This window comes from Nocardia sp. NPDC004340 (assembly GCF_053602575.1).
Window position 1 is genome coordinate 239755 of sequence record NZ_JBSGDW010000008.1, and the last position, 15644, is coordinate 255398.

Annotated in this window: 13 protein-coding genes; 5 read left to right on the top strand and 8 right to left on the bottom strand. The window is 68.3% G+C overall.

The annotated features are described in order from the left end of the window. Positions 1-21: 21 nt before the first annotated feature. The 3 genes from ACWEOI_RS28255 to ACWEOI_RS28265 all read left to right on the top strand — a co-directional run bounded on the left by ACWEOI_RS28255 (position 22) and on the right by ACWEOI_RS28265 (position 3406). Positions 22-1512, top strand: a complete 1491-nt coding sequence (locus ACWEOI_RS28255) for an NCS1 family nucleobase:cation symporter-1 (protein WP_452361529.1) — start codon at positions 22-24, stop codon at positions 1510-1512. A gap of 179 nt (positions 1513-1691) precedes the next feature. Beyond that, on the top strand, positions 1692-2150 hold the full coding sequence (locus ACWEOI_RS28260; protein WP_433666617.1) for an Rrf2 family transcriptional regulator: 459 nt from the start codon (positions 1692-1694) through the stop codon (positions 2148-2150). Positions 2151-2158: 8 nt separating this feature from the next. Next, entirely contained in the window at positions 2159-3406 is a 1248-nt protein-coding gene (locus ACWEOI_RS28265) for an FAD-binding oxidoreductase (RefSeq protein ID WP_452361530.1), read from the top strand. Positions 3407-3478: 72 nt separating this feature from the next. Here the strand turns inward: ACWEOI_RS28265 and idi are convergent, their stop codons facing one another. The 4 genes from idi to ACWEOI_RS28285 form a co-directional block, all read right to left on the bottom strand. Then, entirely contained in the window at positions 3479-4069 is a 591-nt protein-coding gene (idi, locus tag ACWEOI_RS28270) for an isopentenyl-diphosphate Delta-isomerase (protein WP_433666613.1), read from the bottom strand. Next, positions 4066-4938, bottom strand: coding sequence for a geranyl diphosphate 2-C-methyltransferase (locus ACWEOI_RS28275; RefSeq protein ID WP_433666612.1), 873 nt, complete (start codon positions 4936-4938; stop codon positions 4066-4068). The genes idi and ACWEOI_RS28275 overlap by 4 nt, the downstream gene beginning before the upstream one ends. A 103-nt stretch (positions 4939-5041) precedes the next feature. Continuing rightward, entirely contained in the window at positions 5042-6553 is a 1512-nt protein-coding gene (locus ACWEOI_RS28280; RefSeq protein WP_452361531.1) for a family 2 encapsulin nanocompartment cargo protein terpene cyclase, read from the bottom strand. 15 nt (positions 6554-6568) lie between these two features. Further along, the gene (locus ACWEOI_RS28285; RefSeq protein ID WP_433666610.1) at positions 6569-7975 is read right to left on the bottom strand and encodes a family 2B encapsulin nanocompartment shell protein; all 1407 of its coding nucleotides are present in this window, start codon (positions 7973-7975) and stop codon (positions 6569-6571) included. Between the two features lie 345 nt (positions 7976-8320). Between ACWEOI_RS28285 and ACWEOI_RS28290 the strand changes: the two genes are divergently transcribed. Beyond that, positions 8321-11284, top strand: a complete 2964-nt coding sequence (locus ACWEOI_RS28290; RefSeq protein WP_433666609.1) for an AMP-binding protein — start codon at positions 8321-8323, stop codon at positions 11282-11284. Positions 11285-11387: 103 nt separating this feature from the next. On the opposite strand, the gene ACWEOI_RS28295 is transcribed toward ACWEOI_RS28290, so the two are convergent. Continuing rightward, positions 11388-11795: a nuclear transport factor 2 family protein gene (locus ACWEOI_RS28295; RefSeq protein ID WP_452361532.1), complete on the bottom strand. Its 408-nt coding sequence runs from the start codon at positions 11793-11795 to the stop codon at positions 11388-11390. A 70-nt stretch (positions 11796-11865) separates the two neighbouring features. Here ACWEOI_RS28295 and ACWEOI_RS28300 point away from each other — a divergent pair, with 70 nt between their 5' ends. Further along, entirely contained in the window at positions 11866-12774 is a 909-nt protein-coding gene (locus ACWEOI_RS28300; protein ID WP_452361533.1) for a LysR family transcriptional regulator, read from the top strand. Positions 12775-12839: 65 nt separating this feature from the next. On the opposite strand, the gene ACWEOI_RS28305 is transcribed toward ACWEOI_RS28300, so the two are convergent. The 3 genes from ACWEOI_RS28305 to ACWEOI_RS28315 form a co-directional block, all read right to left on the bottom strand. Further along, on the bottom strand, positions 12840-13262 hold the full coding sequence (locus ACWEOI_RS28305; RefSeq protein WP_452361534.1) for a hypothetical protein: 423 nt from the start codon (positions 13260-13262) through the stop codon (positions 12840-12842). Positions 13263-13448: 186 nt separating this feature from the next. After that, complete coding sequence (rffA, locus tag ACWEOI_RS28310; RefSeq protein ID WP_433666604.1) at positions 13449-14588, bottom strand: dTDP-4-amino-4,6-dideoxygalactose transaminase; 1140 nt, start codon at positions 14586-14588, stop codon at positions 13449-13451. Next, a complete protein-coding gene (locus ACWEOI_RS28315; RefSeq protein WP_357097148.1) occupies positions 14585-15616 on the bottom strand; it encodes a glycosyltransferase in 1032 nt (343 codons plus the stop codon). Before ACWEOI_RS28315 ends, rffA begins: the two co-directional genes overlap by 4 nt. Between the last annotated feature and the right edge of the window lie 28 nt (positions 15617-15644).

Sequence of the window (15644 nt, forward strand, 5' to 3'; positions counted from 1 at the left end):
TTTCGGATCGGATGCAACCCCATGACCGACATCGTCACTCCCGCAGCGGCGGGTGCGGAATCAGCGGCACCGCCGCCCGCTCCAGACTACGACCTCAGGCTCACCAATGACGATCTCGCCCCCCTGAAGAAACAGACCTGGGGCTCGTACCACATCTTCGCCTTCTGGATGTCGGATGTGCACAGCGTCGGCGGATACGTCACCGCCGGTAGCCTTTTCGCGCTCGGCCTGGCGGGTTGGCAGGTGCTGGTCGCCCTGCTCATCGGCATCACGATCGTATATTTCCTGTGCAATCTGGTGGCCGCGCCCAGCCAGCGCGCGGGCGTCCCGTACCCGGTCGTGTGCCGCAGCGCCTTCGGCGTGAAGGGCGCGAACATCCCGGCCATCATCCGCGGCCTGATCGCGGTGGCCTGGTACGGGATTCAGACCTACCTGGCCTCGGCCGCGCTGATCGTGGTGGCGGTCAAGCTCTTCCCGAGCCTGGCCCCCTACGCCAAGTCCGGCGACTACGGCTTCCTCGGCCTGTCGCTGCTCGGCTGGGGCGCCTACCTGGTGCTGTGGATCGTGCAGGCCGCCGTGTTCTGGCAGGGCATGGAGTCCATCCGTAAGTTCATCGACTTCTGCGGTCCCGCCGTCTATGTCGTCATGTTCTTCCTGTGCGGCTACCTGATCTACAAGGCGGGCTGGGGCGCGATCGACCTGCAGCTGGGCGCGGTGAAGTACCACGGCTGGGACGCGCTGCCGGTGCTGCTGGGCGCGATCGCGCTGGTGGTGTCCTACTTCTGCGGGCCCATGCTGAACTTCGGCGACTTCTCCCGCTACAGCAAGTCCTTGGAGGCGGTGAAGCGCGGCAACCTGCTCGGGCTGCCGGTCAACTTCCTGGCCTTCTCGCTGCTGGTAGTGATCACCGCGTCGCTGACCATCCCGGTGTACGGCGAGCTCATCACCGATCCCGTCGAGACCGTCTCGCGCATCGACTCCACCTTCGCGATCGTGCTCGGCGCGCTCACCTTCACCATCGCCACGGTCGGCATCAATATCGTCGCCAACTTCATCTCACCCGCCTTCGACTTCTCGCACGTGAGCCCGCAGAAGATCTCGTGGCGGATGGGCGGCATGATCGCGGCGGTCGGGTCGGTGCTGATCACGCCGTGGAACCTGTACAACAACCCGGACGTCATCCACTACACCCTGGAAGTGCTGGGCGCGTTCATCGGACCGCTGTTCGGCGTGCTCATCGCCGACTACTACCTGGTGCGAAAGAAGACCATCGTGGTCGACGAGCTGTTCACCATGGCCGAGACCGGGAAGTACTGGTACCGCAAGGGATTCAACCCGGTCGCGGTGATCGCCACTGTGATCGGCGCCATCGCGGCGGTGTTCCCGGTGCTGGCCAAGGACCTGTACGGCATGCACACCGCGGCCCAGTACAGCTGGTTCATCGGCTGCGGATTGGCGCTGGTGATCTACTACGGGCTGGCCACGCGCACCCAGTTGATGGTCGCGGCCTGAGGCCATCCCTCACCGAAATCCCTGGCAGCGGTGCCGGACGCTGCCAGGGATTTGCCATTCGATGATGAAGAAGCGCTGAGAAATGTGGCGTGGCTTACATAATCCCCACGATTTCGCGTATTAGACGGCACAGTCAAAATATTCGGCTTTTCTTAATCGCAATTAGTACGGTGGATCTCATGCAGCTCTCCCGGTTCACCGATCTCGGCTTGCGGTCGCTCATGCGCCTGGCGGTCAGCAGTGGGGCCGACGAGCGCGTCACCGTCAAACTCATTGCGCGGCAGGTGAATGCCTCGGAGAACTACGTTGCCAAGGCCGTCTCCAAGCTGGCAGAACTCGGCTATGTCGAGTCCCAGCGCGGGCGCACCGGCGGGATTTTCCTGACCGATGCCGGCCGAAAAACTACCATCGGCACTATTGTGCGACAGCTGGAATGTGATAACGAAGTCGTCGACTGCATCGGTGACAATCCGTGTCCCATTGCGAATGCGTGTCGTTTGCGGGGAGTCCTCGCGAAGGCGCAGAACGCCTTCTATGCCGAACTCGATCGGTACGTCCTGGCCGATCTGGTGGATCAGCGCACCGTGGAACTGCTGCACATGCCGGTCTTCCCGGCAGTCGCACTCACCGAAATCTAGGAGACCTCATGAGGCTCGCGCCGGATTCCACCCTGAACACCGTCCCCGAACTGGAACCCGAGCACGCCGAGGTGATTCGCGCGACGCTACCGCTGGTGGCGGCGAACATCGATCAGATCACCCAGCTGTTCTACCGCAAGATGTTCACCGCGCATCCGGAACTGCTGCGCGACCGCTTCAATCGCGGTAATCAGAAGCAGGGCGGGCAGTCCAAGGCGCTGGCGGCCTCCATCGCCGTCTTCGCCACCCACCTGGTCGACCCGGCGCTGCCGCACCCGCGTGAGTTGCTGGCCCGCATCGGCCATAAGCACGTCTCGCTCGCCGTCACCGAACCCGAATACCGGATCGTGCACGAGCACCTGTTCGCCGCCATCGTCGAGGTGCTGGGCGCGGACGTGGTGAGTCCGCAGATCGCGGCCGCGTGGGATCGCGTGTACTGGCTGATGGCCAAGACTCTCATCGACTTCGAACGCGAGTTGTACGACCAGGCCGGGGTCGAGCCCGGTGATGTCTTCCGTCAGACGCGGGTGGTGGAGCGCATCACTGATCCCTCGGGCGTGGTCACCTTCGCTGTGGAATCCGTCGACCCGACCCGGCCGCTGCCGGGGTTCGTACCCGGACAGTACATTTCGGTCGGCGCCCGGCTGCCCGACGGCGCGCGCCAGCTGCGCCAGTACAGCCTCGTCAACCGAGGCGGCGACGGCCGCCTGGCCTTCACAGTGCGCGCGGTGCCCGCGGACTCGGATGTGCCCGCCGGTGAGGTGTCGAACTGGCTGCACGACAACATCCAGCCCGGCGACACCCTCGAGATCACCCTTCCTTTCGGTGATCTCACCATCGACACCGAGGCCGCCACGCCCGTCGTGCTGATCTCCGCGGGCATCGGTGTCACCCCGATGGCCGGAATCCTGGAATACCTGGCGGCTGAAACCCCCACGCGCAGAACGGTCGTCCTGCACGCCGACCGCTCCAGCACCTCGCACCCGCTGCGTGAGACGGTCGCCGAGCTGTCCCGCCGCCTGTCGGACGTGTACGTCCGCGCCTGGTACGAGGCCGACGATCACGGTCTGCTGGATGTCACCCAGGTCGAGCTCCCCGAGGGTGCGGACTACTACCTGTGCGGTGGCACCGGTTTCCTGCAGCATGTGCGCGCCCAGCTCGCGGCTGCCGGAATCCCTTCGGACCAAGTCCATTTCGAGCTCTTCGCGCCGAACGACTGGCTGCGCGACGCGGAGCAGCAGCCCGCCATGGCCTGACCGGACCCGCCGCGATCGGCCGGATGGGCCGCCGTTCCGGCCGACCGCCGGCGCTTCCGTCGGGCGCTGCGCCTAGCGGCGCGCGGCGATGACCTCCAGGACGCCGCTCAGCCAGGGGGTGTAGCGGGCGGGCTCGTTCGCCACATCCTCGGCCAGGGTGTCCGGCCGGATCCACGCGGTATCGGCCACCTCGTCCGGATTCGGGTGCGGGACGGTCTCGTCCAGCCGTCCGATCACGACGTGGTCGTATTCGAATTCGACGCGGCCGGTGTTCGGGTCGGTGGCCTGGTAGGTGAACGCGCCCACCTCGGACAGTTCCGCGGTGACGCCGAGCTCCTCGTGCAGCCGCTTGGCCGCCGCCTCCAGCACCGGCTGCCCGGGCTCGGGATGTCCGCAGCAGGTATTGGTCCACAGCAGCGGGAAGCGGGTCTTCACCGCGGCCCGCTGCTGCAACAGCACCCGCCCACCGGCGTCGAACAGCAGCACCGAGAACGCTCGATGCAGCTGTCCGGGCGCCGTGTGCGCCGCCGCCACCGACAGTGATCCGCGCGCGTGGCCCTGCTCGTCGACGAGTTCGACGAGCAGGGTCTCACGGTCGGCCACCGGGGTGGCGTCGGAATCCGCCACCGGGGTGGTGCCGGATGCGTCAAGGGTGCCGGTCACCTGCCCACCTTATCGGCGACGATCATCAGGTACTGGAAGCTGCCCTCCTTGTACGAGGTCAGGAAGGGTTTCTCGACTCCGGTCGCCAGCTCGGAGTGGGTGCGCAGCTCCCAGTACGGGATGGTGTCCGGGGTGAGGTCCCGGACCGCGACCGGCACCAGGTTGTTGGCCGCCAGCGCCTTGAAGTACTGGCTGCGCGGGTGGATGTTGCAGCCGTAGTGGGCGTCGATCCAGCTCACCGAGGAGGAGCGGGCGCCGAACACGTCATTGGAGCAGCCGGTGATGCAGACGTAGCGCCCGCCCGGCTCGAGCAGCCGGGAGAACTCGGCGAACAGCTCGAACAGGTCCACGTACATGGTGGTCTCGTTGGTCCAGATGCCGCGCTTGGAGCCGGTCTCGAACCCGGTGTCGAGCATGTTCTTGAAGTGGAACTGCACCTTGTCCGAGACGCCGCGCTCGCGGGCCTGGTCGTTGGCGAAGCCCACCTGGTACTCGGAGATGGTGACGCCGTCCATCCGGCAGCCGAAGCGCTGGTTGGCCATGAAGCTGGTGCCGCCGCGACCGGACCCGCCGTCCATCAGCGCGTCGCCGGGGCGGACGTCGCCGAGCTGGTCGAGCAGTACGTCGGCCTGGGCCGTCTCGAGCCGGTGCAGCTCCTTGACCAGACGTTCCTGGCGGGTCTCCTCCGGACCCTCGAGAACCGACAGATCGGGTGCGCCGATGCCGTAGTGGTGGTGATAGAGCCCGTCCACCTCGCCGAGTTTGGTGTTGACCCGGTCGTCGTTGGGGTTGTTGTTCCAGTACGACGCGACCGATTTCTGGTACTCGGTCTTCAGGACGGCGTCGGTCTGGGGGTGAAGCGCGGTCATGGCAGGTCATCCTCTCGAAATGGGTGATTGACGCTGGAAGTACTGCGCGAACGAACACACCGGTGCGGGACGGGAACACCGATCGCGTGAAATGCGAAGCGGCTCAGGGATTGTCGTTGTAGCGGCGACTGTCCGCGTGCCAGGCGCGGTTGCCGCCCATCCAGGACCACAGCCCGGTCAGGAAGCGGCGCAGCTCCGGGGATCCGGTGGCGGCGAGCGCACCCGCCTCGGCCTCGAAGCGGTGCACCAGTTCGTCGTGGACCTCGGCGGTGCGCCGCACGGCCTCGCGGCGCGAGCAGTTCTCCTCGGCGGCCAGCACGGTCGGGAGGTTGAATTCCCGTCCGCCCGAGAGGTCCTCGCGGGCCATCGAGTAGAGGTCGTTGACCATCTGGCTGGCCAGCGCGGCGGTGGTGACCACCCGCCGCACCCGTGGATCGGAGTACTCCGCGGCGGGCAGCTCGTACCCGCCGACCGCGTCCAGCGGGGCCATGCAGGGCAGGAAGCTGTGCGGTTGCCGGTTCAGCAGGTATTCCCACACCGGCGGCATCCGGCCGGCCGCCCGCCAGCCCGCCTCGGCGCCGAGCGCGATGAACCAGCCCGCGATCTCGGTGCGCAACCGGGCCACCTGGGCCGGGGTCGCGAACCGCGACAGGTGCTCGAAGGAGGTGCGGAAGGCACGCAGGATGGGATCGGCGCGCATCGCCTCCTCCACCTTGACCTGGTAGCGGGGTGGCAGGTGCACGGGATCCATGGCGGCGGCGGCCAATTCGAGCCGGGGCCCCAGCTCGGCCTCCGCACTGGACTTGCTGCCGTCCGGTGCGATGTCGCTGGCGTCCTCCTCGCAGTAGTAGTCGTCGACCGACCACTCCGAGACCGCGCATTTGGCGACGGCCAGCAATCGGTCCGCATCGTCGCAGTCCGGATGCGCGAGCATGATCAACCGGCCGAAGTCGGCCTTGCGGAGTTCGTCGAGCCGGCCCTCGTAGAGCCCGATCTCCTCGGCCCACGCGATGATTCCGACGTTCACCGCCTCCGCGAGCGCGGGGTTGTCCCGCACCGGCGGCGGACAGTAGAGCGTGGGAATCATCGACCCGCGCGGCTGGCCCCGATGGGTGGAGGCTGTCCCGATACCGGTCGGTCCGTGCGAGAACCGGCGGGGCTCAACCGAATTCGGCGCCGCACCGGAGACCGGGGTGACCGGTTCGGCGGGCGGAGCGGGAATCCGCCCGGAACCCAGGGACCGGGGGATGGGACCCCGTGGCCGGGCCGGGGAGATCGGCGGCCGCGGCGTCGGCACCGCGCCGCCGGCAGGCGACGGCGGACGCGATGCCTGTCCCGCGAGCTCCGTGATCACCTGGGGGGTGGGTAGGTTCACGCGGAGACTCGGGGCCCCGAGGCCCGAGGGGCCGAGCAGCCGTCGGGGGGAGAGCTCCTCGGGCGTGCCGAGGCCGGGATCGGCGAGGCCGAGGGATCGATCACCCTGGGCCGCCGCGGCTTCGGCGGCGGCGAACAGGGTCTCGGGTGCGGTGGTGTCGAGATTGGTCAGCAGAGCGGCGACGGCCGCCGCCACCTCATGGGTGGCAGGCGGGGCCGCGGCGCGGGAGAGCACCGACATGGGTGGACACCTCGCTCAGTCGGACTGACGGGCGACCAGCACATTGTCGAGAATGCCGAGCGCGTCGGGGACCAGGACGGCGGCCGAGTAGTAGCAGCTGACCAGGTAGGAGATGATCGACTGATCGTCGATGCCCTTGAATCGCACGTTCAGGCTGGGCTCGTACTCGTCCGGAATTCCGGTCTGGTGCAAGCCGATCACGCCCTGATCCTTCTCGCCGGTCCGCATGGCGAGGATGGACGTGGTCTGGGTGTCGGAGACCGGGATCTTGCCGCACGGGAAGATCGGCACGCCGCGCCAGGCCGGCACGCGATGGCCGTCGACCTCCACCGGGTCCGGATACAGTCCGCGCTTGGAACATTCGCGGCCGAACGCGGCGATCGCCTTGGGGTGGGCCAGGAACAGCTTGGTGCTGCGGCGCATGGACAGCAGGTCGTCCATGTCGTCCGGGGTGGGCGCACCGGATTCGGTGTAGATGCGCTGCTTGAGGTCACAGTTGTTGAGCAGACCGAAGTCCGGGTTGTTGACCAGGTCGTATTCGCGGCGCTCGTAGAGGGCCTCGGTGGTCAGGCGCAGCTGCTGTTCGATCTGATCCATCGGATCGTTGAACAGGTCGGCGACGCGGGTGTGCACGCGCAGCACCGACTGGCCCAGGCTCAGCTCGTACTGGCGGGGCTGGTCGTCGTAGTCGACGTAGGTGCCCTCGAGCATCGGCTCCCCGGAATGGCCGGAGGAGATGAGGATCTCGGCCTCGCCGTACTTGTTCTGCGGCAGCGCGGGCGCGGTGGCCACGGCGGAAAGGTGTTCCGCCAGTGCCGGAATGTTCTCGGTGAGCTGCTCGACGGTGGAGCGGGCCAGCACCAGCATGGTGGTCGGGGTGACCGTCTTGATGGTGACCGGCCAGATGGCGTCGCCGCTGGTGAGGGTCTCGTCGCCGAAGAAGTCGCCGCCGCCGAGCATGCCGAGCTTGGTGGTCTCGCCGTACTCGCCGGCGCCGATCTTGGAGAGCTTGCCGTGCACGATGAGCAGCACCTGGTCCATGGGGTTGCCGAATTCGGCGACCACGGTGCCGGCGGGCAGATCCCGCTGTTCGAAGCGCCCGGCCACGGCGGCCAGCACCTCTTCGTCGTCGAAGCCGCGCAGCTGCGGCAGCTCCTGCAGCTCGAGCGGGATGACCCGGGCGTGCGGGCCGTTGATGATGTACTCCACCTCGCCGTTGCCGACGGTGTGGGTGAGGCGGCGGTTGACCCGGTAGACACCGCCCTTCACCTGGGTCCACGGCAGGGAGCGGGTCAGCCAGCGGGAGCTGATGCCCTGCATCTGCGGTTCGGATTTGGTGGTGTGGGCCAGCTGGCTGGCCGCGGCGGTGCTGAGGGACTTGCGTTGGCCGTTAGTGAGCTCGATGGGCAATTCGATGGTCATGCTGCGGTCCTCACCTCGAAGGGCCACCGCGGTCATAGAGCGGTGGAGTCCACGGCAGAGCGGCAGGCCGGGAAAAGGCCTGCAGAAATTAGACAAGTGAGTGAATTGACAAGCGCGACACTGCGTTCCAGCGATACCGATGGTAGAGGTCGCTTGGGTGCGGCGGACCGAAAAGGCAAAACATGATGCCTGGAATGTTGCTGTATCCCGTAAACCCCGAACGCCCGGTTTGGTTAGCCACGATTAGCTCGCATGGTGCTGGTCACAGCGCCAGCGCAGTAGGCTGGGGGTATGGCAAGCTCATCGGGACGCGTCGGGGCGGGTGACGCTGGTCAAGGCCAGGAAATGTCTGGGAGAGAAGCCGTGAAATTCAATACGAGGTCCGTCGTGGGTCCGATCGAGCGATTGGTAGCGACCGCGCAGAACGGCCTGGAGGTGATCCGGTTCGGGGGGCTGGTTCACGACATCGAATCGTCACCGTACGAAGTGGTGGAGCGGAAGCGGATGTACCGCCTGCGGCACTACTTCCCCGATGACACCGGGGCCGAGCGCCCCGTGGTGGTGCTGGTGCCGCCCATCATGGTGACCGCCGAGATCTGGGACGTGAATGCCGCCGATGGGGCGGTCGGCATTCTGCACCAGGGCGGAATCGACTGCTGGGTGGTCGATTTCGGCTCGCCCGCCACCGAGGAGGGTGGCTGGGACCGCGACCTCGCCGACCACGTGCTGGCGGTCTCGAGCGCCATCGACACGGTCACCGAGATCACCGGGCGCGCCGTCCATCTCATGGGCTACTCGCAGGGCGGCATGTTCGCGTATCAGACCGCGGCCTACCGCTACGGCAAGGGCATCGAGTCCATCGTGACCTTCGGCAGCCCGGTCGACGCCGTGGCCGGCATGCCGTTCGGCCTGCCGCACGGGCTGGCCGCCGACGCCGCGGACTTCCTCACCGACCACGTGCTGAACCGGCTGCCCATCACCGATTCCATGGTGCGCCTGGGCTTCCAGGCCCTGGACCCGGTCAAGACGGTGCGCGCCCGGCTGGACTTCCTGCGCCAGCTGCACAACCGTGAGGCGCTGCTGCCCAAGGAGCGCCAGCGCCGCTTCCTCGAGGTCGACGGCTGGCTCGGTTATCCCGGCCCGGCGCTCACCGACCTGCTGCAGCAGTTCGTCAAGCACAATCGAATGATGCTGGGCGGCTTCGTGATCCGCGACCAGCTCATCTCGCTGGCCGAGATCAAGTGCCCGATCCTGGCCTTCGTCGGCGAGGTCGACGACATCGGCCAGCCCGCCGCCGTGCGCGGCATCGTGCGCGCCGCCCCGAACGCCGAGGTGTACGAGACCAGCATCGTGGCCGGGCACTTCGGACTGGTGTCGGGATCCACCGCCACCAAGCAGACCTGGCCCGTGGTCCGCGACTGGGTCAACCACGTCAGCGGCCGCGGCGTCCTGCCCGAGCAGGTCGAGCGAATGAGCACCGAGGTGGTCCGCGGCGGCCCGCGCACCGGTCTGACCCGGGTGGTGCACGCCCTGGGCACCCTGGCCGAGGCCGGGACCAGCGTCGGCAAGACCATCGAGGGCGTGGCCGGGCAGACCCTGCGCGGCACCGTCGAGCTGACCAGCGAGGCCGCCCGGGCGCTGCCCCGGCTGACCCGGCTGGGCATGATCCAGCCGCACACCCGGATCTCGCTGGGCCGTCTGCTCGCCGAGCAGGCGACTCGCGCGCCGGGCCGGGACCTGTTCCTGTTCGACGACCGTGTGCACACCCAGGAAGCGGTCAACCAGCGCATCGACAATGTGGTGCGCGGGCTGATCTCGGTCGGCGTGCGTCCCGCGACCCGGGTCGGCGTGGTCATGGAGACCCGGCCCAGCGCGCTGGCCGCCATCGCCGCGCTCTCGCGCCTGGGCGCGGTCGCGGTGCTGCTCGCGCCGGGCAGTGAACTGTCCAAGATCGCCGAGCTGACCGGGACCAAGCTGATCCTCGCCGATCCGGAGAACCTGGCCAGCGCCGCGGCCACCGGGCACCGGGTGCTGGTGCTGGGCGGCGGCGACGCCCGCGAACTGGACGTCCCGGTGGGCGCCGACGTGATCGACATGGAGCAGATCGACCCCGACAAGGTGGAGCTGCCCGCCTGGTACCGCCCGAATCCGGGCCTGGCCCGGGAGCTGGCCTTCATCCTGGTCACCGGCACCGGTGACAAGTTCGACGTCAAGTACGTGACCAACCACCGCTGGGCGCTGTCGGCCTTCGGCACCGCCTCGGCCGCCAACCTGGGCCGGCACGACACCGTGTACTGCCTTGCGCCGCTGCATCATTCGTCCGGATTGCTGGTGAGTCTGGGCGGCGCGGTCGCCGGTGGCAGCCGGATCGCGCTGGCCCGCTCGCTCGAGCCCGCCCGGTTCGCGGAGGAGGTGCACCGCTACGGCGTCACCGTGGTCACCTACACCTGGACCATGCTGCGCGACATCCTCGACACCGACACCTTCGTCGCCGGGCACCCGCACCCGATCCGCCTGTTCATCGGCTCGGGCATGCCTGCGGGCCTGTGGCGGCGCACCGAGGAACGCTTCACCCCCGCCAAGGTGGTCGAGTTCTACGCCTCCATCGAGGGCGACGTGGTGCTGGCCAATGTGGCCGGCGCGAAGATCGGTTCCAAGGGCCGTCCGGTGCCGGGCACCGCGAAGGTGGAACTCATCGCCTACGACCCGCTGACCGACGAGATCCTCACCGAGGACAGCGGCTTCGCCCGGCGCTGCGCCGACAACGAGGTGGGCCTGCTGATCGGCACGGTGACCGACACCGTCGACCTGTCCGCGGGCGGCCTGCGCGGGGTGTTCACCCCCGGCGACGCCTGGATGCCGACCGAGAACCTCTTCCGCCGCGACAGCGACGGCGACTACTGGCTGATGGACCGCCGCGACACGGTGATCCCGACGCCGCGCGGTCCGGTCTACACCCAGCCGATCGTGGACGTCCTCAACGACATCACCGCGGTCGACATGGAGGTGGCCTTCGCCATCCCGGCGCGCGACCGGGTGCTGGCGGTGGCCGCGGTGAGCGTCCGCCAGGGCTTCAGCCTGGCCCCCAAGGATGTCACCGAGGCGGTCCGGGCCCTGGCTCCGGAGCAGCGGCCCGACATCGTCTACGTGGTCGACGACATTCCTCGCAGCTCCACCTTCCGGCCTTCCACCCGGGCGGTGCAGGCCGCGGGCCGGGCCGAGCCCGACGACCGCACCTGGTGGTACAACCGCACCACCGACGCCTACGAGGTGCTCACCCCGGAACTGGCGTCGCGCCTGTTCGCCTGATCGATTTCTGGAAAAGCGCCCCGGCATCCGTGCCGGGGCGCTTTCTTCGGTTCAGGGCGTAGTCACTCCGATCTCCGCGAACCGTAACGAGATTCGCCGATCGTTACCGCACGAGCGGCGTCAGGACCCGTTCGACGAGGGCGGTGTCGCAGTGTTCGACGATCTCGATGATCCGCCCGCCCGCCAACCGCATGACCAGGCAATAGGTTTGCGGGTAGGGCTCGCCCGCGAGGGTGGTGCCGGTGGCATGCGCCTGCACCACCACCCGGTCCCCGTCGGTGAGAATACTGTCGGCCACCATGCGGTAGTCGCCCGCGAACTGCGCCATCAAGGGGCGCAGCAGACCCTGCACCACAGCGGATTTCGGCTCCCACACCGCGGCCCACGACCAGACGCCGGGGAAGACCCAGCGGCATTCGTCGGCCATGGCGTCGGTCAGGGCGCGGCCGTTGCCGTTCGCCATCTCCGCGAAGACGGCGCGAATCGTTTCCTTGTTCTCCAGCGTGCTCATGTCTGGAAACTACGGCCCGCGCGGGCATGCGACCAGCGAGGATCTCGCATGTCAGGTATGACTGGACCGCATGGGTGAGTTCACGGTGACCGGCTTGCGGGTGGTCCGTGAGGCCGCGCGATCGGGGTCCTTCACGCGCGCCGCCGAACGGCTGGGTTACACCCAGTCGGCGGTCTCGCGGCAGATCACGCTCATGGAGCAGGTGGCGGGAGTTCCTCTGTTCGAACGGCGGGCCCGCGGCGTGCACCCGACCGACGCGGGCCGGATAGTCCTGCGCCACGCCGACACCGTGCTCGACGCGCTCGCCGCCGCCGGGGACGAACTGCGCAACCCGCTGCCCACCGGACGGATACGGGTGGGGGCGTTCTCCACCGCCATGGCCGCCCTCGTTCCCGGCGCCATCGCCGCGGTCGCCGCCCGTCATCCCGGTGTGCGCGTACACCTACGCGAAGGCACCACGCCCGCGCTGTCGAACGCTCTCGGCAAGGGGCGCATCGATCTGGCCGTGTTGTCGGGTCATCCGGACCTTCCCGAAGACCTGGACGTCGAACCGCTGCTGGACGATTCACTGTTCATCGCCGTCCACGGCGCTCACCGCCTGGCGGGCCGGGCCAGTGTCCCGATCGCCGAGCTGCGCGCCGAAGCGTGGATCACCGGTAGCTCGGACCCCGGCGATACATTGCTGGGTGCGTGGTCAGGGTCCTCCTGGCAGCCCCGCGTCGCGCACACCGCCCGGGACTGGGTCGCCAAACTGGGTCTGGTCGCGGCCGGCCTGGGCGTCACCGTGGTTCCGGGGCTCGTCGTATCCGGGCTGCCCGCACGGATTTCCGTGGTCCGCATCGATGATCCGGCCGCCCGCCGCGCGACGGTCCTCGCCTACCGCCGGGACACCACCGCCCCCGATCACCCCATGATCGAGGCCCTGCGCGACTCCGCCGCCACGCTTGCCGCCGAAGTACGTGCCCGCCTGCGGGAGTGACCCCGGGAAACAGCGAACGCCCCCGGAGGAAGGAGTCTCCGGGGGCGTCGAGCCGATGCGGCGGGCTACTGCGCGCTCAGGCTGCTCTGCGAGGTGCAGGAGGCGCTGCCGGTGCCGAGCAGCTTCGACACGATGCTCTGCTCGGAGACGGTGACGTCGACCGACTGGCTGCTGATCAGCTCCTGCTTGGCGGTGATCGTGTGCTTGCCGGCGCTCTTCGGGGTCCAGTTGATGGTGGCCTGGTTCGCGGCCAGGACGACGCTGGACTTGCCGAACTCGACGCCGTTGTCGAGGAAGGTGACGGTGAAGACGCTGCCCAGCAGCGAAGTGTTCGCCGTGACCAGGTAGGAGCAACCGACCACCGGGTTGGTGCTCGCCACGACCACATTGTTGATGACGGCGCTGGCGGACGGCGCCGCCAAAACCGCGACAGCCGCCATGGCGCCGAACGCGCCCGCACCGTAACCGGCTCGCTGCATCTTGCCCATAGGTTTACCTCTCAATCCTGTCGGCCAGACGCGCCGACTGGATGTGAAAGGTATCTGCTCCACACTTCCTGTGAGCGATTTCGAGAAAAATTCTCTCACAAAGTTTTCGGTTCAGAGTTGGTCATACGCCCAGGTTGGGGATGTGACTTCCGGTACCAGATAGCCGATTCCGGTCGCTGCCGGGCGCTAGACGGCGAAGCTCGTGACGCCCTCGACGACCCGGGTCAGCTGTGCCTCGGTGAGCCCCGGCCACAGCGGCAGCCGGACCAGGGTGGCCGAGAACTCGGCGCTGCGCACACACGGGTTCGGCGTGCGGCCCAGCTTCAAACCAGCGGGGGAGGAGTCCAGGGGCACGTAGTGGAACGGGGCCACGATGCCCAGACCCGACAGATGCGCGATGAGCGCGTCCCGGCGGTCCTCCGTCGGGACCCGCAGGTAGTACAGGTGCGCCGTGTGCTCCCGGTCCGACGGCACCGACATCAGCCGAATGTCGTTGCGGGCGGCCCAGTCCGGCAGCGTCGCCGCGTAGTGGTCCCACACCCGGTGCCGGTTGCGCTGGATGGTGTCGAACTCCGCCAGCTGCGCGTCCAGCACCGCCGCGTTCAATTCGCTGGGCAGATACGAGGATCCGATGTCCTGCCACGAGTACTTGTCCACCGCGCCGCGCAGGAACCGCGCCCGGTCGGTGCCCTTCTCGCGAATGATCTCCGCGCGCGCCATGAGGATCTCGTCGGTGAGCAGCACCGCGCCGCCCTCACCGCAGTGCACGTTCTTGGTGTCGTGGAACGACAGCGCGCCGACCGTGCCGATGCTGCCCAGCGGACGGCCGCGGTAGGAACCGCCCAGACCGTGCGCGTTGTCCTCGATGATGGCGAAGCCGTGCGCGTCCGCCAGCCGTTGCAGCCCTTCCATGTCCGCGGCCACACCGCCGTAGTGGATGACCACCACGGCCTTGGTGCGCGGCGTGACCGCCGCGGCCACCGACTCCGGGTCCAGACTGCCGGTCGCGAGATCGATGTCGGCGAACACCACGGTGGAGCCGCGCAACGCCATCGAGGTGGCGGTCGAGGTGAACGCGAAGCTCGGCACGATCACCTCGTCCTCGGGCCCGAGTTCCAGCAGCAGCCCGGCCATTTCGAGCGCGTGCGTACAGGACGTGGTCAGCAGCGCGTGCGGCGCGCCGGTGATGTCGCGCAGCTTCGCGGTCGCCGCGGCGGTGAACGGACCGTCGCCGTGGCTGTGATCCGACGTCAGCACGGCCTCCACATTCGGCAGCTCGCGCGCGGCGCGGAACGGGCGGCTGAAGATGATGCGGTCACTGCTCACGCGCGGGGATCCCCCTCGATACCGTCGAAACGAGTTGCGGTGTGGCGGATTCCGGCGCCCACGCCCTGCTCCGGGCGCGGCGTCGGCGAATCCACCGTCAGATACAGGGGCTTACCGACCAGCACATGCAGTGCCACCCCGAGGTATTCGGCGATCAGGCCCAGCGAGAACAGCACCGCGCCCGAACACAGCAGCAGCACCGTCATCAGCGACGCCCAGCCCTCCGGGTCCCGGCCGCTGTTGGTGAGCGCGTGGTAGACCACCCAGCCCGCCATGCCGAGCCCGCCCAGCGCGAGCGTCACGCCCAGCATGCTGACCAGGCGCAGGCCGCGGGTTCCGCTGCACAGCACCATCTTCCAGAACAGCGAGAACAGCCGGCGGTAGTTGTAGCCGGACTCGTCGCGGCCCTCGGCGCGCAGCTGCACCGGCACCTGCGCCACCTCGCCCACCACCCAGGTGAGCGCCACGTCCAGGTAGACGCCGTTGGAGGCCACCCGGGCCAGCTGCCGCGCGATGTCGCCGCGGATCAGCCGGTAGCTCTCGAAGCGGGTCGAGTCGGGGAAGGCGAACAGGGTGGCCAGCACCAACTTCGCCCCGCGCGAGGTGATGTTGCGCAGGAAGCCGTGCGGGCGGGTGTTGACCGGCTTGGAGTAGACCAGATCGGCGCGCTCGGTGAGGGCGGCGTCGAGGAAGTCGGCGATGAACGCCGGATCGTGCTGACCGTCCTCGTCCATGGTGACCGTCCAGTCGCCCTGGGCGGCGGCCATGCCCGCGATGGTGGCGGCGTCCTGACCGTAGTTACGGCTCAGCCACACCACCCGCACCTGCGGGTAGGTCTCGGCGAGTTCGCGCAGCACCACATCGGAGCGGTCGGGGCCGTGATCGTGCACCAGCACGATCTCCTCGACCCGGAAGCTCGCGCCGCGCGGCGTGGTCACCGGCTCGCCGAGCTTGTCCAGTTCACTGACCAGCGAGGCGATGGTGTCCTCACCGCGGTACACGGGCACCACGACGGAGACCGCGTGCACCCGCGCCGGGCGCTCGCCGGAGGTCACG